The organism is Pontibacter harenae (genome assembly GCF_020907245.1).
Classification (GTDB): Bacteria; Bacteroidota; Bacteroidia; order Cytophagales; family Hymenobacteraceae; genus Pontibacter; species Pontibacter harenae.
This window is the reverse complement of the sequence record NZ_JAJJWH010000023.1, coordinates 21,035-39,203: the sequence shown is the minus strand read 5'-3', so window position 1 is coordinate 39,203 and position 18,169 is coordinate 21,035. Positions and strand designations below refer to the sequence as shown.

Below are 18,169 nucleotides of genomic sequence, written 5' to 3'. Positions count from 1 at the left end.
TGCCTAAGCCCTTCTCTTCTTATCCTCAGTTAAAACCGCTTCTTCTTCCGCCTCCTTCACTTCTGCTGCAGACAATCGTATGGCTGAATCCAGATCATCCCAATAAACAGCACGCACTTGTTCTGAGGCAGCGTGTTTGGTGGTTAAGCTTACCGTCACCAAGGTTACCAGTGATACTAGCAACCCGAAAACAGTATGATCAATCGGGATGTTGAGGTAAGGGTAAGTTAGCCCTGCAATACACGAAAGTATCATACTGGTTTGCACTCCTGCTTTCGTGCACCTTTTCCAGAACATTACGGCAAAGAAGGGAAAAATTAAAACTATAGCCGAAAGCCTCAGCGACCATTGATACATCATCGCTATGTTTGTTACCTTAAAAGCTACAATCAGGCCCAGTATTACCATAATCACAACTGTTATCCTGGAGGCGCGCATTCTGTTTTTGTCGTTTGCATCGGGGTTATAGAGACGAATGTACAGATCGACAGTAAAGTTTGAGCTTCCTTGTAGCACATAAGAAGTGGCACCCGTCATTAAGGCAGCCATTATTCCCACCACTACAATTCCGCCAAGTACGGGAGGCATCAAATTAACCATCAGGTAAGAGAAAATCATATCAGGATTTATGTCTGCAGGTACCATGTCTCCAGAGCGCGAAATGGTGCCGATCATAAACGGAAACATCGTGATGACACCTACCGCCAAGGCCGCTGTGATACCTGCATTACGGGCTGTCTTTTCGTCTTTAGAAGCAAAGATGCGTTGCCAGGTAGATTGAAAAACAAAATAGAATGGCCCTGCTGCAAGCGCAAAAAGAAGCACATGCTGTAGCCCCTGTCGGCCTGTTGGCGTGAGGTATTCTCTAGGGGTGTTGGCAATAATAGTTTCCGGACCGCCGGCATAGTTTACAACGAAAACAAACATGACAATTATGCCAGCAATTAGCACCACACTCTGCAAGGCATCTGTAACAATGGTTGCAGGCAAGCCACCAAGTATAGTGAAACTGACTATTAAAGCTGCCGACAGATATAGCCCTGTTAATTCTTCGAGCCCGAAAACAGTGTACCAGATTGTTGTCATTCCCACCATCTGCAGCGCCAGTGTAGGAACAGCATATACTATTGCCGATAATAGTGCAGGAACTACGCCAGTAGCCCCTCCGAAACGCTCGCTGAACAAGTCCGCCAAGGTATACAGCTTTTGCCTTCGTAAAGGTTTAGCAAAGAAAATAACTAAAAGCAACGTACAGACTACAATGGGCAAGGCAAACTGGAAGTAACCTGAAACACCAACCTGATAGCCCATGCCCATCCAACCAATAAAAATGGCGGCACCGCAAAAGGTACTAACCAGTGTACCTGCGATAGACCAGAACCCACTGTTCCAGCCACCGATCAAATAGTCGTCAGAGGTTTTTACTTTTGTAAAATAGTAAAAACCCAAACTGAACATAAAAATAAAGTAAGCCACTACATAGCCTAAATACCAACTCATATTTCACCCTATAAATAGATTCAACAAATCATTTACCTACAATCCTGCTAACTCAGGATTAACTCTTCTTGTAATTTTAATAGTGGGTGCGGGCACTTTTGATATGAAAAGCACAGGAATAGCTTTAATATCTTTTAATAGAAACTACTTCCTCTGAACTCGTCAAAAGGCTTTACGGAACAAAGTATCATTAAGCTTTAATACAAATAAATCATAAGATTACTACATCTGCTAAAGCTGCCGCACTTGCTGCTTCTTGTGCAGAAAGTATAATATGAATTGTCTGTATTTGTATATTTTCCATGTTACACACAGGCTACATGCCTGCATCGCAACCCTTGGACACTTAATAAGCACAAATAAAAAGCTGCCGCAGTATTTACTACTGTGGCAGCTTTAAGTATAGTTTTAAAAGTAAACTGTATTGTTGTCTATAAATTATTCATTCCTATACCTTAAAAAGTACTTCTATTTGGGGTATAGATCATGCCTTTTCTATAATTCCTATTGTTTTGCTACACGCTCGTCATAAATTGATTTGAGATTGACGATCTCGCCAGCCGTAAGCTTATACCTTCCATTAGGTGTTAGCAACCTCACTTTTGTAAACTTCTCGTCAGGAAAAAATATAGCTGTCATAGCTGTTTTTCCACCATCTGCAAACAGTTCTACTGAGGCTACATCTACTAGCAGCCGCAGGTCAAAGCCTGTTGCCGTTGAGATTCTTGGAGCATACTGAATTCCTGCAAAGTTTTCGGAGAAGTTGTTTGCACCTGAACTTGTTCTGTCAATATAGTACTGCCCCTTGGTAGCATCATAGCCGATCAGCACCTTCTGGTTTACATCGTTTGAAAGCTCTATTGCGAAATCAGTCTGCTGGCCAACAGGTTCTAATGATAGTTTTAGATCAAAAGTTGTGAATTGCTCTGAAAGTAAAAGCTCATTTGTTACAGTAGTGTCTTTCAGCGAAATCTTTTTATCAAAAATGTTCTGGAGCTCTTTCACTGGCTTAGATGCCACTCGTAAACCTGCAGCTGTGTTTTCTAAAGTCAAAGTGCGCGCTATTGTCATAGCACTTCTCCAGTTTTCTGTAGGCACTTGGTTTGCATAATCCCAGTTGCTCATCCAGCCCATGAATAAGCGCCTGCCGTCCTGCTCTGGCACGTTTGCCCAAGTAACACCAGCATAGTTATCACGCCCATAGTCAAGCCAGACACCATCCTTATTCTCCTCGGCTGGCTCAGTTGATGAAGTATTTTGATCTGCCAGAAACTCCTTATCTAACGTAAAACTTTTCCCGTCGAACTCCCCAACAAAGTATTGTGTGGCTGAACCACCATTTGGCCCGCCAGGATTTATACTTACTAGCAGAACCCATTTCTCCTGGTTTGTTCCTTCAACAGGCATTTTAAACAGATCAGGGCATTCCCATACTCCCCCATGCGCTCCTATACCTTTACCAAAATCACTTTCATGCTGCCAGTCCAGGAGGTTTTTGGAAGAGTAAAAGCTAATGTGGTCGGAAACAGCCAATGTCATAATCCACTTTTTTCCTGCTTCATACCAGCTAACTTTCGGGTCTCTGAAATCACGTATTCCTGGGTTTTCCATTACAGGGTTCTTCTTATACTTTTCCCAAGTACGGCCATTGTCCAAACTGAAGGCTAGCCCCTGCGTCTGAAAATCATTTCTCCCTGCACGTTCTGCTTCTGCATTGTGGTAGGTATAAATAGCTACCATGGCAGGATTTTCTTCACTACCCAAACCAGAGGTGTTACCAATATCTACCACTGCACTACCTGAAAAGATCGTGCCTAAGCTGTCGGGGTAGAGAGCAATTGGCAAGTGCTCCCAGTGCACCATATCCTTGCTAACAGCATGCCCCCAGTGCATTGGGCCCCACACAGTGCTGTCGGGGTTGTGCTGGTAAAACAGATGGTACTCTCCATTGTGGTAGACCATCCCGTTCGGATCATTCATCCACTTGGCTCGGGGCGTAAAATGGAACTGTGGGCGGTGGATTTCATTCAACCCGCTATCAGTCTCCTGCCCACTGGTATCAGCAGTTTGCTGATTTGTACCACAGCCAAACAAAATTGTGCCTAAAGCTAAAATTAGGTGTAGTCTTTTCATATTCAGATTTAAATAAGTCTTCTTTTTTCTATGGTTACTCTTGCTGTCCTGTACTTAAATTCCAACTATCTGTACGAAATGGTACAGCGGGTAGTCCCTCCTTATTTATCAAATTAGCATCAGGGTTATCAGCCCAGGCATATCGCACCGCCACAGGACTTTTTACTTGCGCAGCACTTACAATTACTTTATCTCCTTCTATTACTGCATCAGCCCAATAAAACTTCTGGTCGCTTCCTGCCAATGCAAAGCCACTAAGCTTGCCATTATCTTTTGTTGCCAATCCTGAGCCTGTTTCAGAAAAAGATAATACGACCTTGTCTCCTTTTATTTCATAATCCTGGAACAAAGGACCGTAAGCCTGCACAGGTTTATCGTACACCGTGTTCTTTGCGAGTAAAGCAAGCCTTCTGCCTACCTCCTGCTTGTTTTGTGGGTGTATGTTATCTGCACCTCCAATATCAATGATGGAGGCCATGGCAGTGTTTGGCTGAGTCAGCGTCATCGTCTGCGCCTCACGCAGTGCAGCCCAATCACTTTCTGACGGCTCTGGTTGTGTTTTCATATAATTGGCTAACTGCACATACAAAAACGGCAGGTATCCTTGTTTCCACCTGATTCGCCAGTCACTGATCAGCATAGGAAATAAGGTGCGGTAATCTTGAGGGGCGGCCACATTATCTTCTCCCTGGTACCAGATAAAGCCCTTTATTCCATAAGGTATAACAGGATTGATCATGGCGTTGTAAAGGAAAGTCGGGTACCGATGGTAATTGTTAATTTTGGGAATAGCAGGTTCAAGGTCTTTTTTATACTTCCAGGCACCTGCCAGGCTAATGCTTGCATCTCCATCCGTAATGTACATCTCCTGGGCAGGTGGGTTAAAGCCGCCCCCCCCCCCACAGAAAGGCCATACGAACAGCAATAACATTTTTACCGCTTTTAACTAATTTTGCAGGTACGCTGTAGTTGTGTGAAGGTTCGGCATTCCATATATTTTTACGTATCTCCTGGCCATTAAAGTACAACGTGTAATTCATTTCAGGGTGACCGAGGTTGATATTCAAATCTTTAGCAGCCATACTTGTGGGAACGTTGACAGTTTTCCGCAGCCAAACCATCCCCTCGTAATTCGGCATGGCCATATCTTTGAGAGTTACAGGCATGGTAAGCTCAGGCCATTTTGAATCTTTGAAGTTTTTCTTTGGAATGGTTCTGTCGGTCTTGCTCTGTGGGTTATACACAATCTCCCAGAAGCGGATTAAGTCGAGGCTGTCTTTTATAAAATGTTTTTTCGTAATCGAATCATTCTGCAGCACTCTGTTGCGGATGATGGGTGATGCAAGCAATTGCTCTCTGCTTGTCCATGCCTCAACAGGCGTGCCACCCCACGTGGACTGGAGGATCCCGATAGGTACGTTTAATTCAGAGTGTAAGTCTCGTGCAAAAAAATAGGCAACAGCCGAAGCAGCTTTTACCCTTTCAGAGTCTATGGCTTCCCAGGAGCCACCAAGCACATCAGTTTGGGTATTTGTTCTTTTATCATGTGGTACATTGAAAAACCGTATGGAAGGATAGTTAGCGTTTTTTATTTCCTCTTCCGCGTTATTCGATTGCTGTACCTGCCACTCCATGTTAGACTGCCCTGATGCCAGCCATACATCCCCGATTAGCACATCTTTAAAGCTGGCAACTGGCTGCGAAACATTGCCTTCATAAACCAGCATGCTGTGCGGACCACCAGCTTGCATAGCAGGCAGGTGCAGTATCCATTTACCGTCCTGCCCAACAACTGTTTGTATTCGGTTTCCGCCCAATTCTACTGTTACCTTACTGCCAGGCTTAGCGAATCCCCAAACAGGAATATCCAAGTTTCTTTGCAGTACCATACTGTTACTAAATACCTTTGGCAACTGTACCTGCCCGTAAACCAGCGAATAGGCAGCAATTAGCAAAAGGGTAAAAGCTAATCTGAGCAAAAGTAAACGGTTCAAACGCCACATCACTTTTTCATTTCTAGTTATCATGGATTTTAAATAGGATAATATTTTTGTAGTGCCATTAATTGAGATTAAAACAGTTATTTCGGCTGTTTGCTTACTCTCCTATTTTTAGAATACATATTTATCTAATTCAAGGCTTGGCCTTTTCCTACATACTTGAACTTCAAAAAAGCCTGCATACAAGCTCTTCTCAGCAGGAGTAAGTACCAATAATTAGAGGTAAAGCATTGCTGCTTTACCTCTAACATGATCATATTATGGATAACCTATTTCTTGAAAAACTTTTCAGCCCAGGGAATGAAATATTTAAAGTTTGGTGCGTCGGTATGGCCACCGTCATGTTGTCGCCAAGCTAGTTCCCCGTCCAGTAATCCGACGTTTAATCCTGGCATTTTGGCTGTTTTATAATCATTGCCTACACCCAGTTCTTTAGCTCCCAGCAGTTTGAACACTGGTCCTGCCGCAACGGTTGCCATATAGCTTCCCTGTTGGTCCAGCCATTTCGCATCGCCTTGTTCTGGTATACCATAGCTGATAAACGTAAGGCGCGGGGCACACAAAGCAATAAGCTGATGCGAGTCTACTGGGATATCGTCTGGTGTTTTACTGCCAAAAGTGGCCTCAGAAGCACCGTACTTTAAAAAATTACCTGCCATCCAATGGTATTCGCCGCTGCTGGTCAGGCTTTCCACGGCCTCCCCGAAATTGCGTCTGTGTGGTTTAACTCCGCCCTCACCAGAAGAACCAATTAGTCCCATAGCAAAACGTTGATCGAACGCCATCGCCACCAAGGCTGCCTTTCCGTAGCGAGAAACTCCTTCAATTCCTACACGCTTAGCATCAACTGCAGGGGCTGTTTCCAGGTAGTCTAAGCCACGCGAAGCACCCCAAGCCCAGGCACGTAATGCTCCCCAGTCATCGGGCTTTCGAGGTTGCCCTTTGTTTACCAACCCGATAATGCCCTTTGTTAAACCTGCTCCATTATCGGCCTGAATGCTGCCAGGTTCGATTAAAGCATAACCCCAACCTGCCGCTAATAACTGATGGGTTGTGGGCGGATCGCCTGCAGGAGGCGGACCAAAGTTTGGCGTCGCCGCTGTTATCGGATTGTAGGCAGGATATTTTTCAAACACGGCCTTTAGTGAAGGATCGTTTTGAATGAGCAGTTCCTTTAAAGCAGCGTTAATTTTTTCAAGGCTTTCTTTAGGTGGCTGCGCTGGGGCTGGCAACTCGCTGCGGCCAAACATCATTAGCAGTGGCACTGGCCCTTTGGCATTAGCTGGCGTCACCACCGTCATGGCAATGTTTACATCTAATAAGGGGTAGGATGAATTGTCGACCTGCCCTACCATCTTTTTTGCATTCACTGGAATCCAGCCTACATACTCGCGTTCCGAAATCAGTGTTTTCCAGGTCACCTTAGGCACATTCTTCGGAACCCTACCATAAATTTCACGCTCAAACTCCTCCACTATTTCGGGTCGGCGCTGGTTCCACCACATGGCTGGTGTTGTTACCTTCTTGCCGTTTTTCAGGGTTAGTAACTCTGGCAGGTTAGGGTAAGGGTTAGCCAGTGCCTCATCATAATTAGCATGGTTAGGTGCCGACTCATCGCCACTGGGACCAGGCCGCAGAGCCTTTATTCCTAATTGCTTCATCATGTGCTGATGATCCTGCTCGGCAGTAAAATTGACAATCGGCTGATATTTTGCTGGTTGTGCGGTTGCATGCTGCTGGGCCGAAGCCGAAGAAACTGCCAGGGCAAACAGTAAATAAAATGCTTTTTTCATGGCGTTTACTTTCATAAAGTGCTTTATTATTTATCAGTCCTGAAAGGAGATGCTGGTAAACTTTCTTTGTTATATAAATTGGCTCCGTCTGGGTTGTCGGCCCAGGCATAGCGAACGTACTTAGGATTCGGAACTTCTTCGCTCCACACAACTACTTTATCTCCCTCTATTCTGGCATTCGCCCATACAAACTTTTTGTCTTCCCCAGCTATGGCAAACCAATTCAGTTCCTCCCCGTCTATGGCGGTCAGTCCGCTTCCAACATTTGTAAAGCTGATGATAATTTTGTCTCCCTCTATTCTGTGTGACTGGTAAAGCGGACCAGATGAAACGAGATTTTTTTCACCGTAAATCAGTTTTTGAGCAGCCAGGGCTAATCGTTCTCCAACATCTTTTTTATTGTCTGGATGTATATCGTTCCACTCGCCTAACTCAATGGTCACGGCCATGGCGGTGTTAGGAACCGACAATGTTTGTAAAGCAGCCTCCCGCATCAGGGCCCAATTACTTTCGGAAGGCAGATAGTTTACCTCCATATAATTAGGCAGCTGCACATATATAAACGGCAGATTCTGCTGCCATTTATTGCGCCAATCGGAGATTAAGGCTGGCAAAAGCTTCTTATACTCTGTAGGGTTTCCAGCATTGTTTTCCCCCTGGTACCAAAGTATTCCCTTCAAAGTATAGTCTGTGATTGGGGCTACCATTGCATTGTATAAAGCGGTAGGCTGGTTTTGAAGGTTTATTCCTCCTTCGTTTCCTCCGCTGGCGGGGCGGTATACTTCGCCTACCTTATATTGCCAGGTTCCTTTCAGGTCAAGCGTCTGGCCGTTTGCTTCTATGTAATAAGGTTTGTCTGGCACAAAGCCACCTTTGCCGCCATTGTTTGTTACTTTTATCACAAAAAGGTTTTTACCAGGTTTCAAAGTCCCTGCTGGTATACTATATCTTCTCTGAGGGTACTGATAGGTGGTGTTACCAACTTGTTTTCCGTTGATATACAAAACATCAGCATCTACAATCCTGCCCAGAAATACTTTTGCAGGCACTCCCGCCATAGCTGCAGGTATTTCCAGTTCGCGACGATACCACACAGTTCCGTTCAGGTCTTTTATTCCCTGGTCTTCCCAGTAGCCAGGAATGTTGATGCTGCGCCAGCCTTTCGGCTCATAAGCTGTTTCATACCACTTCACTGCTCCTGTAAGTCCTTTTTCCTGCACAGGCTTCTGACTGTTGGCTCTGGCCGCTGCCATTGCGCGGCGTTGAGTAGAATTAACGTAACTGGTGTCTCTGTTCTTTTCTACGGTGGCGAGTGTGGCAGGAAAGCCTTTCAATCCTTCTTCGCTCATCCAGGCCTCAATAGGAGTTCCACCTACACTGGCATTTATGAGACCAATCGGAATTTTGTATTCGTTATAAAGCTTACGGGCAAAGAAATAAGCAACGGCAGAAAAGTTATTTACATCCTGCGGGTTAGCTGACTTCCAGGATGCCTCTGACAGCTCTTTAGCAGGCCCTTGCAAATTAGTGGTAGTAGGAATCCAGAAATGTCTTATCTGCGGGTAGTTGGCAGTGGCAATATCTTCAGCATAGGTAATGTTATGCAACGACATTTGGTGCACCATGTTTGACTGGCCAGAACACAGATATACATCTCCCACCAACACATCTTTAATTGTGAGCCTGTTACTAGCTTTGATGTTTATGGTATAAGGTCCTCCCGCTGGCATAGCAGGAAGTGTGAGACTCCATTTGCCGTTTTGAGCAGTAGTTGCTTTGTAGTTTTTTCCTTTAAAAGATAAAGTGACCTTCTCCCCAGGGCTAGCCCACCCCCATACCTTAACTTTTGCGTTTCTTTGCAACACTATGCCATCGCTGAGAAGCTGCGGAAGCTTTACCTGACCGAAAGCGGTGATATCAAAAAACTGAAGGAAGCACAGGACCAGGAGTCCAGTAATAGCAGACTTGCTTTTTCTTATTAAACTATAGCGCATATTTTTATCTGGTAATTTAATTATCAACGGATAATGTATTCGTATTCCTTTCCTGATACGAATAAGTGGTAATATACAAAAATTACTTTTGTTACCTTGTAGGGTTCAAAACACGAACGCTCAGTAAACTATAGGCCTGAAGAATCTTTAGTAGAGAACTAATCTATACCTTCTTAAGGTGAGGCGCTGAAAGCCTAACGTACATTCAGCTTTTGAAGTTTTTTAATCGGGTCTTCAATAACACAGGTTGCATAGTATGATCTTTAATGCTTCAACTAAGCTTAGAACAAGCTACTTGGGCAAATCAGCTTCTTTATAGCAACACCATTACCTAAAATTACCTTTTAAAATCTACTCCAATTGCAGCAGCTTCGCGTAAAGCAAAATCAGTAAACTAAAAACTTGTAAAGAATGAAAATAGCAATCACTGGAGCTACGGGCCAACTTGGTCGTCTTGTTGTAAGCAAACTCAAAGAAAAAGAAACCTCTGACAATCTTGTCGCACTTGTTCGTTCACCGCAGAAGGCTTCCGACTTAGGCGTTGAGGTTAGAGAAGCAGACTATAACAAGCCTGAAACACTAGAACAAGCACTAGAGGGTATAAACACCTTACTGCTGATTTCTGGCAGTGAAGTAGGTCAACGCGCTACCCAGCATAAAAATGTAATAAATGCAGCAAAGAAGAACGGTGTAAAAAGAATCGTCTACACTAGCCTGCTTCATGCTGACTCTTCCTCGCTTAGCCTTGCGGCAGAACACCTTGCAACGGAAGCAGCGTTGAAAGATTTAGGTATTTCTTATACCATTTTGCGAAATGGTTGGTACACCGAAAACTACACAGGCTCTATTCCAGGTGCGTTAGCTGGAGGTGCTTTTATCGGTAGTGCCGGTGAAGGCAAAATTTCCTCTGCTACACGTGCCGATTATGCTGAAGCAGCGATTGTTGCTTTAACTGGGGAAGGACATCACGGCAAAGTTTATGAACTAGCTGGAGATGAAGCCTATACCCTAAGTGATTTGGCTGCAGAAATTTCTAAACAAACAGGCAAGGATATTCCATACAAAAACTTAAGCAAGGCTGACTACGCTGCTGCACTAACAAGCTTCGGTTTACCTGAAGGCTTGGCACTGGCTATTGCTGGATGGGATGTGTCCGTATCGGAAGGAGCTTTGTTTGACGATAGCCGTCAGCTTTCTACGTTGATTGGCCGTCCCACAACTCCCCTGTCGGTCGCTGTGGCAGATGTGCTAGAATCAACTTCAAAACCTGAATAACTAACTTTATTTATAGTTACCATTATGGCTTGGATGTGGTATTCAGGAATCAGACACGCTAGAAGCCACAGATGATAACTAATAGCTAAAAAGGCGGTTCCATGTGTATGGAACCGCCTTTTTAGCTATTAGTTTTTATTACAACAGTATCATCATTTACACATCAACTCCAACATCTTTTGCAGACAGAATAAGATGAGCTTTCTCTTCAACGGCAATTAGGAGTTCCTGAAATTCCTGCTCTGTTGAGAGCGGATTCATGACGGATACGCGCAGGTAAAGTTCTCCGTTAAGAACAGTTTGTACGATGTAGAAACGCCCCTCTTCCAACAATTGCTGACGGATAGCAAGGTTTATTTTACTTAGGTCTCTTTCTGTCGCTGTAAAGCGGAAGCAAACAATGTTGCACTGTGGCTCATAAGCAAGATCAAGGCTCTTGTTCGCCTTTATCTTTTCAGCAAAACTTACAGCCAATCCATATAGTCGTTCAATATTCTCCTTAAAAATGCCATCTCCATACATTCTAAAGATAGTGTAAACATTTAGGGCTGACATGGCTTTAGTACATTCGAAAGAGCGTTTGCCACCGTTGTACCACTCCTCCGTGTTCTGATCTGTCCAAAGATACTGTGCCCGCTGCGAGAAGGTCTTGTAAGCATCTCCACCTCGCTTAAAGATCAGAGCCGTGGAAAGAGAAGGAGTCATCATCATCTTATGATAGTCTACCACCACAGAATCTGCCTCCTCTATACCAGCCATCAAGTGCTTATACGTCGGTGAAAAAGCTGCTGGTGCACCATGAGCTCCGTCCACATGAAACCAAAGGTTATACTTCTTGCTGAAAGCGGCAATCGCCTTCAGATCATCATAAGAACCCGTGGAGGTAGAGCCTGCACATCCAATTACACTGATAACCTGCTTCCCCTCCGACAAAGCCTGCTGATAATATTCTTCCAGCAGTTCTGTCCGCATTTGGAATCTTGCGTTAATTGGTACTTTAATAATGCCAGCTGCACCCAAGCCCATAATGCGCGCGGCCCTATCGATACAGTAATGCGCCTCCTCCGACACCAATACGGCTAGTTGCTTACCGTTTTCATAACCGCTTTGCCAGATATCGGTGGCAACAGCCCTTGCCGCTAGCAGTGCAGTCAGGTTTCCCAAGGAACCGCCTGAAGTTATAAAACCAGATGCCTCCTTGCTGTAACCCAGTTTCTGAGCCAGATGCTCCGTGAGTACTTTCTCTAATGTGTTACCCACCATGCCCATTTCGTAGACGCCCATCCCCTGGTTCAACAGTGCAGTAAACGCAGCTGACAGTACCGTAACGGGCAAAGTAGGAGTAGTTTGGTGGCCCAAGTAACGCTTACGGTGCACCTGTATAGAATGGTCCATGACATCTTTAAACAATTCGAGCGGGTCTGACACTTTTGGCTTGCTAAAATCCTGTTGCCAATAGCTAAGCTGCTCCTCAGGACTCTGCCACGGAATGGCCTGTATCTCTTCTTTATCTGAAGTGGCCTCTGCCAGGTAATCCGCCATCATATCGATAAGTGCGTGCCCCTGTTTACGAAAATTCTCTGCTATATATGCTTTATCTAAAATAGAATCCATGAAAATTAAACTGTTGTTCTATTGCAAAGAAACGACAGAGTAACCCCATGAAACAAAATAGAACGTAAAGTTTATGTTTATTATAACTTCTATTCTACTTGTAGTCGCAAACTTTTTGAGGTCCTGTAGCAAAATCTTGTAAGAAGTTTGCTAGTTCGTAATTAACACTCCACCTCACCATTTTGCATAAACAAAAAATTTTGTCAAGAACAGCTAGGCTTTCCAGCTTGGCCTCTTCAACAGCATCATTCTATTTAGCCTTGCAAAAAGTAAATGCATTGACTTTGCTTCCCTTAAATGGATTTTGTCCTGATACTTTTCTACAAAGAACTACTGTCCCACGAATTACCAAACAAGTACACGCATCGCTCAAGAAATATAACTTTTTCACTCCTACACCTGTAACACCGAAGCAGCACCCTTATAGAAAATTAGCGTCTCAACTAAATCTGAAAGTGTATTCATCTGCAGTTGTTAACACTCAAAAGATGGAAACACTGTACATCTACAAATAAGCATAAGCGATGAAGACCATATCAATTTACAGAGCAAACGCCATCATTCTTTTGGGTATTCTGACTGTGGTGGCACTACACTATGGCAAAGCTTTTTTCATTCCTCTCTTCTTTAGCATTATCCTTTCCATGCTCATGCTGCCAGTAAGCAAAAAGCTGGAGAGTTGGGGCATGAACAGGTTGTTGTCCACCTTAGTCTGCATCTTGATTATACTGTTGTTTATTGCTGTAATCCTTTTTGTCATCTCCGCGCAAGCAGTAAGCTTTTCGAATGATTTACCGCAGATCCAGAACCAGCTACAACAAATGGTAGATAAGGTTCAACAGTGGATACAGCAGCAGTTTGGAGTGGCGCCTCAAAAGCAGATTCAATTTGTTCAGTCCAGAATATCAAGCCTGTCACAGTCAGCTAATAACTTTGCCACATCTGTTGTAAAAGGCCTAATGGGCATCATCACTTCTTTTGCCCTGGTCATGCTTTACATGCTGTTTCTTTTGTGGCAACGCGATAAGTACAAGAACTTTTCCCTTAAGCTTGTAAAGCCTGAGAACAAGCCCGAAGCCAACCGCACTATTAGCAGCATCACGGAGGTAGCGTCGGCTTATTTGGTAGGCCGCCTAATTTCTATGCTTTTCCTGGCCGTATTCTATAGTATTGGCTTTTCAGTTGTAGGCCTCCAAAATCCGATCTTACTCAGCATTATTGCCGTACTACCAACCATTGTTCCCTATGTCGGCGCTGTTATCGGAGGACTTTTCCCGTTGATCATGGCTTTTGTAAGCGGCTCGACAGGCATGGTATTACCAGTGATTGGAATTCTGGCTGCCGCTCAACTTATTGACAACAATTTGATAGAACCCTTTGTGATGGGTGCCAAAATGGACTTGAGTCCGCTTATTACTGTTGTCGCTATTGTGTTGGGAGAATTAATCTGGGGGATTGCGGGCATGATCCTGTTCGTGCCTATGTTCGCTATCATCCGCATTGTCTGCGAGCATCTTCCTGCACTGCACCCATACGGGTATTTATTGGAAGATGAACTTGGTGAACCCGACTGGGTAAAAAAGCTGAAAAATAAGTTCTCCAAAAACTGAGAACTAAGTTAAGCCATATTGACTTGAGCTTTTAAGATTTGCTTGAAAAAAAGACTTTTAAAAGCTCAAGTCAAGCTTTAACGTACCCACTTTTTTTAACAGACAGTTTTCGGATGAGGATAAGCACCTTCGTTCTCCTCATCTGGACGATCCAGGCAAACAAAATCCTTTTCTACTAGTAATTCAATTCGCTGCCCTTTGCCTGTTACTACTGTTCCTTCGAACCCGACTAAGTTTGTTCCTACCCATTCTTCCGCCAGGTGCTTTGGTACCTTTATAATGGTAGTTCCCAAATTATAATTTATAGCAAGCTCAGTCTCCACAGATTGCTCCAGAACAAACTTTATCTGGTCTGTCGGCTCTGGACCAAAGGTTGTAGTTTCCGTCACATTACCACTTCGTTGAAACTGTTGCACTTCAGGCTCTCTAAGTCTAAAGCGAATGGAGTTACCGAGAATTCTGATTTTCATAAAATAAGCGTATAGGTTTTTATAGATACAGGAACAACCAAAGATACTTAGTTGCTATATCCCTAAGATTGCTCTTAAGTTACAGCCATTGACCGATTTCAGCAACCTTGCTTCAAAAGAAACAATTACATATCAGACACTGTGGTTATGATCCCGAAAAAAGTATAGAACATAAACACCCAAACTTAAAGCCCTCTACCTGAGGAGAATCTTTGAAAGTACTTCGTTTTCTCAGCTGTTAAGACTAAAAATGAAAAGTGAAGTTTTTAGGAAATTACTAAAAAGTACAATATCAGCATAAGCACCAAGAACCCTGTCTTTAAAACAACTAAATTGCACTAAACACATAAAATAGCTGCACTTTTAAAAAATAACTGCATTTTTCTACTAACACAGGAATTATTACGACTAACTTAGTGTCTACATTTTAACTTTTAGCCAAAGTTAAATTTTTATAGTTTAAGATTAGTTTGTTGTAAGTATGATAGGGTAGTCTCTGGCTACCCTTTTCTATTTCTAATCCTTGATAAAGATCAAACAAGGTTGAGTTCTAAAGTATAGATCGCTACTAAGGGATGCTGAAGACTTTTAAGCTCTTTCTTTTAGCTGAGACAAAATAACTTGCACATCCGTCACATCAAGCGGCTTGTGAATGAGGCCACAAACCAAGTCATACTCCTCAGACTTTGAAGTATCTGACAGTACCAAAGATGAGGTAAGTATGTAAATCCAGCACTTTCCAAGAAGTTTTTCTTTATAAGGAGCCAATGCCTCCAAAAACTCCCAACCGTCCATAACGGGCATGTTCAGGTCCAGGAATATAATTTCAGGAACATTGTCTATATCATGAAGCAAAGCAGAAAGCGCTTCTTCTGCCGAGAGAAAAGGGATAACCTCACCAGTATAGCCAGCAGTTTGTACTTCCATTGTACTCAGATAAATACTGATGCGGTCGTCGTCAATGATATAAGTCTTCATGAGTTGCTTCATTAAGGTGAATAATAAATGTGGTACCTTCTCCTACCCTGCTGCTTACTTCTATACGCCCACCCATGGCCTCCACATGAGTTTTAACCAAAAACAGGCCAAGGCCTTTACCCTCTCTGCCTAAATGGAACCGCTTGTACATTTTAAACAGATTGTTACCAGCCTTTTCCACATCAAAACCAGAGCCATTGTCCGAGATGCGGATAACGGCAACTCCCTCCGAATTAACGCAGCCAGTTATGCTAATCTTTAGGTTTCGCTTTTCAGAACGGTACTTGATAGCATTAGAAAGAAGGTTATGAAAAATGCTGTAGAGGTAGGCACGATTGCCTTGTACTAAGATACCATTTTCTACTTCTACATCAACACGCCCGTTGCATTTCATTAGCGGTTCCTGCAAATCAGTCATTGCCTGGTAGCAAACATCAGAAAGTCTTACCTTCTCCTTTCCAAATACATCCTGCCTGTCACGTATGGAGAGGATGAGGTTTACATCTCTCAGCACCTCATCTAAACGGGTTACGCTTTCGTTTAAAAAGGTCATCAGAACATTAAACTGATCCGAGTCTTTATCTATTGTTTCCAAAAGCCTTGTAATACCCAACGCATTGGCCACTGGCCCTCTTAAGTTATGGGAAATTATATAGGTGAACTGCTGCAAATCTCTGTTATGCTGGTAGAGGTCCTGGCTCATCTTCAGCAGGTTAGCTTCAGCTTCTTTTCGGAAAGTGATATCCTTCTGAATAGCGATGGTGTGTGTCACTTTACCTCCTGACTCAAACACAGGGCTAACATCCATCGAAATCCAGAACGGCTCCCCTGATTTTCTGTAATTGACCATAACAGAGTTGAAAGAGACTCCAGCTTTTATGTTCCTGGTTATTTTCTCTAGCTCGTCTTTATCTGTTTCGGGTCCTTGTAACAGCTCTCTTGGTTTCTTCCCTTTTATCTCTGCCAGCGTGTAGCCAGTCATCCTGGTAAAGCCGTCGTTTACCCACTCTGTACGGCCTTCCCCATCCAAAATAATTACTCCGTTGCTTGTCTTGCTCGCTACAAGCGATAATTTCTTCAGTTCCTCATCAGCCCTCACTCGTTCTGTAACGTCTGTCTGTATGCCAATCCATCGGCTTAAAGCACCTTCTTCATCAAAGACAGGGGTTACTTCAATAGAAAACCACCGTTTTTCGCCAGTTTTTCTATAAACTAAAATTTCTGCTTTTAACGGTTGGGCACTATTTATCTTCTCAACAACATGCTGAACAACGGCTTGATCTGTTTCTTTTCCTAAAAGCAAATTGAAGGGTTGAGTACCAGCTGCCTCTGAGAGCGTGTAGCCTGTGAGCTTTGTGAAACTCTCATTTACCCATTCGATGCGTGCATCCTGATCCATGATGATAACAGAGTTGATTGTGTTGCTTGCAACAAGCGACAGCTTTTCCAACTCCTGCCTCGACTGCACCATTTCTGTGGCATCATCGAAGTATATTGACAAGCCTCCTGAAGAAGGAAAGGCTTTTACTCGGAACCACTTATCAAACTCTTTGACATAGGCAGTGAAATTTACAGCTTTTCCAGTCTCAAAGGCTTGCACATATTGCGTATAAAACTCCCCTCCTACCTGCTCAGGAAAGATTTTAAGCAAACTTTTTCCGATATGGTACCTTTTATCCAGCTGTAACAACCTTTCGGCCTCACCATTAATGTAGGTGATGTTCCAGTTCGTGTCTAATGTCAAAAAAGCATCAGTGATGCTCTCGAAGATGGTATTGAGTTTGTTTGCCTGCTGCTGAATGGTTTCGTAAGAACGAATTACCGAAGTGATGTCTTTTGCTATTGTCTTAACCCCAACTACCTCACCATGCACTAGGATCGGGTATTTTATGGCATCAAATATTTTTCGTTCTCTATTTACTGTTTCAAGTTCCATATCAAACCTCATTTTACTACCTAGTAAGGCTTGCTGTAAATACATATCTGACACTGTTACCATATCAGGTGGTAAAAAGGAAGAAGCAGGGCGGTTTACCACCTCCTCCTCCGACAAACCCAAAATTTGGCAAAAGCTGTTGTTCACTTCCACCACCATTCCATCTGTGCTTTCTACATAAAGGATGTCTGGATTGTGCTCGAAAAGAGATTTATAGCGCTGCTCGCTTTCCTCTAACTTCGATCTACTGACTTTACGTTCAGTAATATCATGTGCTACAGCAAAAACGGCTTCATCTTCCTCAGACCATACGGCAGACCACAGCAAGGGCACAGCATAACCACATCTATGCATAAATCGGTTTTCAAAGTTTGTTACCTCTGTGCCGCTTAAAATTTTCTGCGTTACTTCTTGTGATGCTGTAAGATCTGCGAGGTGTGTGAATTCGGAAAAATGATGACCTTCTATTTCATGAGGACTATACCCCAATATGGTTCTGCTAGCACTACTGACATGGGTAAAGTTGCCGTTCCTGTCGAAGGTGCAAAGCATATCTAACGATACTTGCGCCATCTTCTCCCACACCTTTACACTTGTTTCACGTTCCATTATCAGTTGCTCCTTATGAATCTCAACAAATTAGCAATCTTCTGCCGAAGTTACAACACAGAAGTACTCCTGTTACAAATCAGGATTAGCAATTATATGAGTCATCTTAGGCTGTTTTAGTTTGTACACTGCTCTTATTAGCATACTCGATACAGTGTGCCAGGTTTAGCTTTAACAACATAAAGAGGTCTAAATGACCTTCTATGGTTTATTTTTCCTTCAGAAACTAAGAAAGATATTTACAACCCTAATGCGCC

At 43.4% G+C, this 18,169-nt stretch carries 12 protein-coding genes; 2 read left to right on the top strand and 10 right to left on the bottom strand.

Features of this window, described 5'->3' with window-relative positions:
- Positions 1–3: 3 nt before the first annotated feature.
- From LN893_RS12730 to LN893_RS12705, 6 genes are all read right to left on the bottom strand, one after another.
- Positions 4–1,500, bottom strand: coding sequence for a sodium:solute symporter family protein (locus LN893_RS12730; RefSeq protein WP_229970610.1), 1,497 nt, complete (start codon positions 1,498–1,500; stop codon positions 4–6).
- A gap of 504 nt (positions 1,501–2,004) precedes the next feature.
- Complete coding sequence (locus LN893_RS12725) at positions 2,005–3,633, bottom strand: glycoside hydrolase family 32 protein (protein WP_229970609.1); 1,629 nt, start codon at positions 3,631–3,633, stop codon at positions 2,005–2,007.
- Between the two features lie 34 nt (positions 3,634–3,667).
- Positions 3,668–4,498: a sialate O-acetylesterase gene (locus LN893_RS12720; RefSeq protein ID WP_229970607.1), complete on the bottom strand. Its 831-nt coding sequence runs from the start codon at positions 4,496–4,498 to the stop codon at positions 3,668–3,670.
- Between the two features lie 16 nt (positions 4,499–4,514).
- Entirely contained in the window at positions 4,515–5,660 is a 1,146-nt protein-coding gene (locus tag LN893_RS12715; protein ID WP_229970604.1) for a sialate O-acetylesterase, read from the bottom strand.
- Between the two features lie 242 nt (positions 5,661–5,902).
- A complete protein-coding gene (locus tag LN893_RS12710) occupies positions 5,903–7,441 on the bottom strand; it encodes an alpha/beta hydrolase family protein (protein WP_229970602.1) in 1,539 nt (512 codons plus the stop codon).
- Between the two features lie 11 nt (positions 7,442–7,452).
- Positions 7,453–9,420, bottom strand: a complete 1,968-nt coding sequence (locus LN893_RS12705) for a sialate O-acetylesterase (protein WP_229970600.1) — start codon at positions 9,418–9,420, stop codon at positions 7,453–7,455.
- A gap of 411 nt (positions 9,421–9,831) precedes the next feature.
- On the opposite strand from LN893_RS12705, the gene LN893_RS12700 reads away from it, so the two are divergent.
- Positions 9,832–10,695 (top strand): SDR family oxidoreductase, encoded by an 864-nt coding sequence (locus LN893_RS12700; protein WP_229970598.1) that lies wholly within the window; start codon positions 9,832–9,834, stop codon positions 10,693–10,695.
- A 156-nt stretch (positions 10,696–10,851) separates the two neighbouring features.
- Here LN893_RS12700 and LN893_RS12695 read toward each other — a convergent pair whose 3' ends face one another.
- On the bottom strand, positions 10,852–12,309 hold the full coding sequence (locus tag LN893_RS12695; RefSeq protein WP_229970597.1) for a pyridoxal phosphate-dependent decarboxylase family protein: 1,458 nt from the start codon (positions 12,307–12,309) through the stop codon (positions 10,852–10,854).
- A gap of 524 nt (positions 12,310–12,833) precedes the next feature.
- On the opposite strand from LN893_RS12695, the gene LN893_RS12690 reads away from it, so the two are divergent.
- Positions 12,834–13,919 (top strand): AI-2E family transporter, encoded by a 1,086-nt coding sequence (locus LN893_RS12690; protein ID WP_229970595.1) that lies wholly within the window; start codon positions 12,834–12,836, stop codon positions 13,917–13,919.
- 95 nt (positions 13,920–14,014) lie between these two features.
- Here the strand turns inward: LN893_RS12690 and LN893_RS12685 are convergent, their stop codons facing one another.
- From LN893_RS12685 to LN893_RS12675, 3 genes are all read right to left on the bottom strand, one after another.
- Positions 14,015–14,389 carry a DUF7009 family protein gene (locus LN893_RS12685; protein WP_229970593.1) on the bottom strand — a complete coding sequence of 125 codons (375 nt, stop codon included), beginning with the start codon at positions 14,387–14,389 and terminating at the stop codon, positions 14,015–14,017.
- A gap of 588 nt (positions 14,390–14,977) precedes the next feature.
- On the bottom strand, positions 14,978–15,367 hold the full coding sequence (locus LN893_RS12680; RefSeq protein WP_229970591.1) for a response regulator: 390 nt from the start codon (positions 15,365–15,367) through the stop codon (positions 14,978–14,980).
- Positions 15,348–17,912, bottom strand: coding sequence for a PAS domain-containing sensor histidine kinase (locus LN893_RS12675; RefSeq protein WP_229970589.1), 2,565 nt, complete (start codon positions 17,910–17,912; stop codon positions 15,348–15,350). The genes LN893_RS12680 and LN893_RS12675 overlap by 20 nt, the downstream gene beginning before the upstream one ends.
- Positions 17,913–18,169 lie beyond the last annotated feature (257 nt).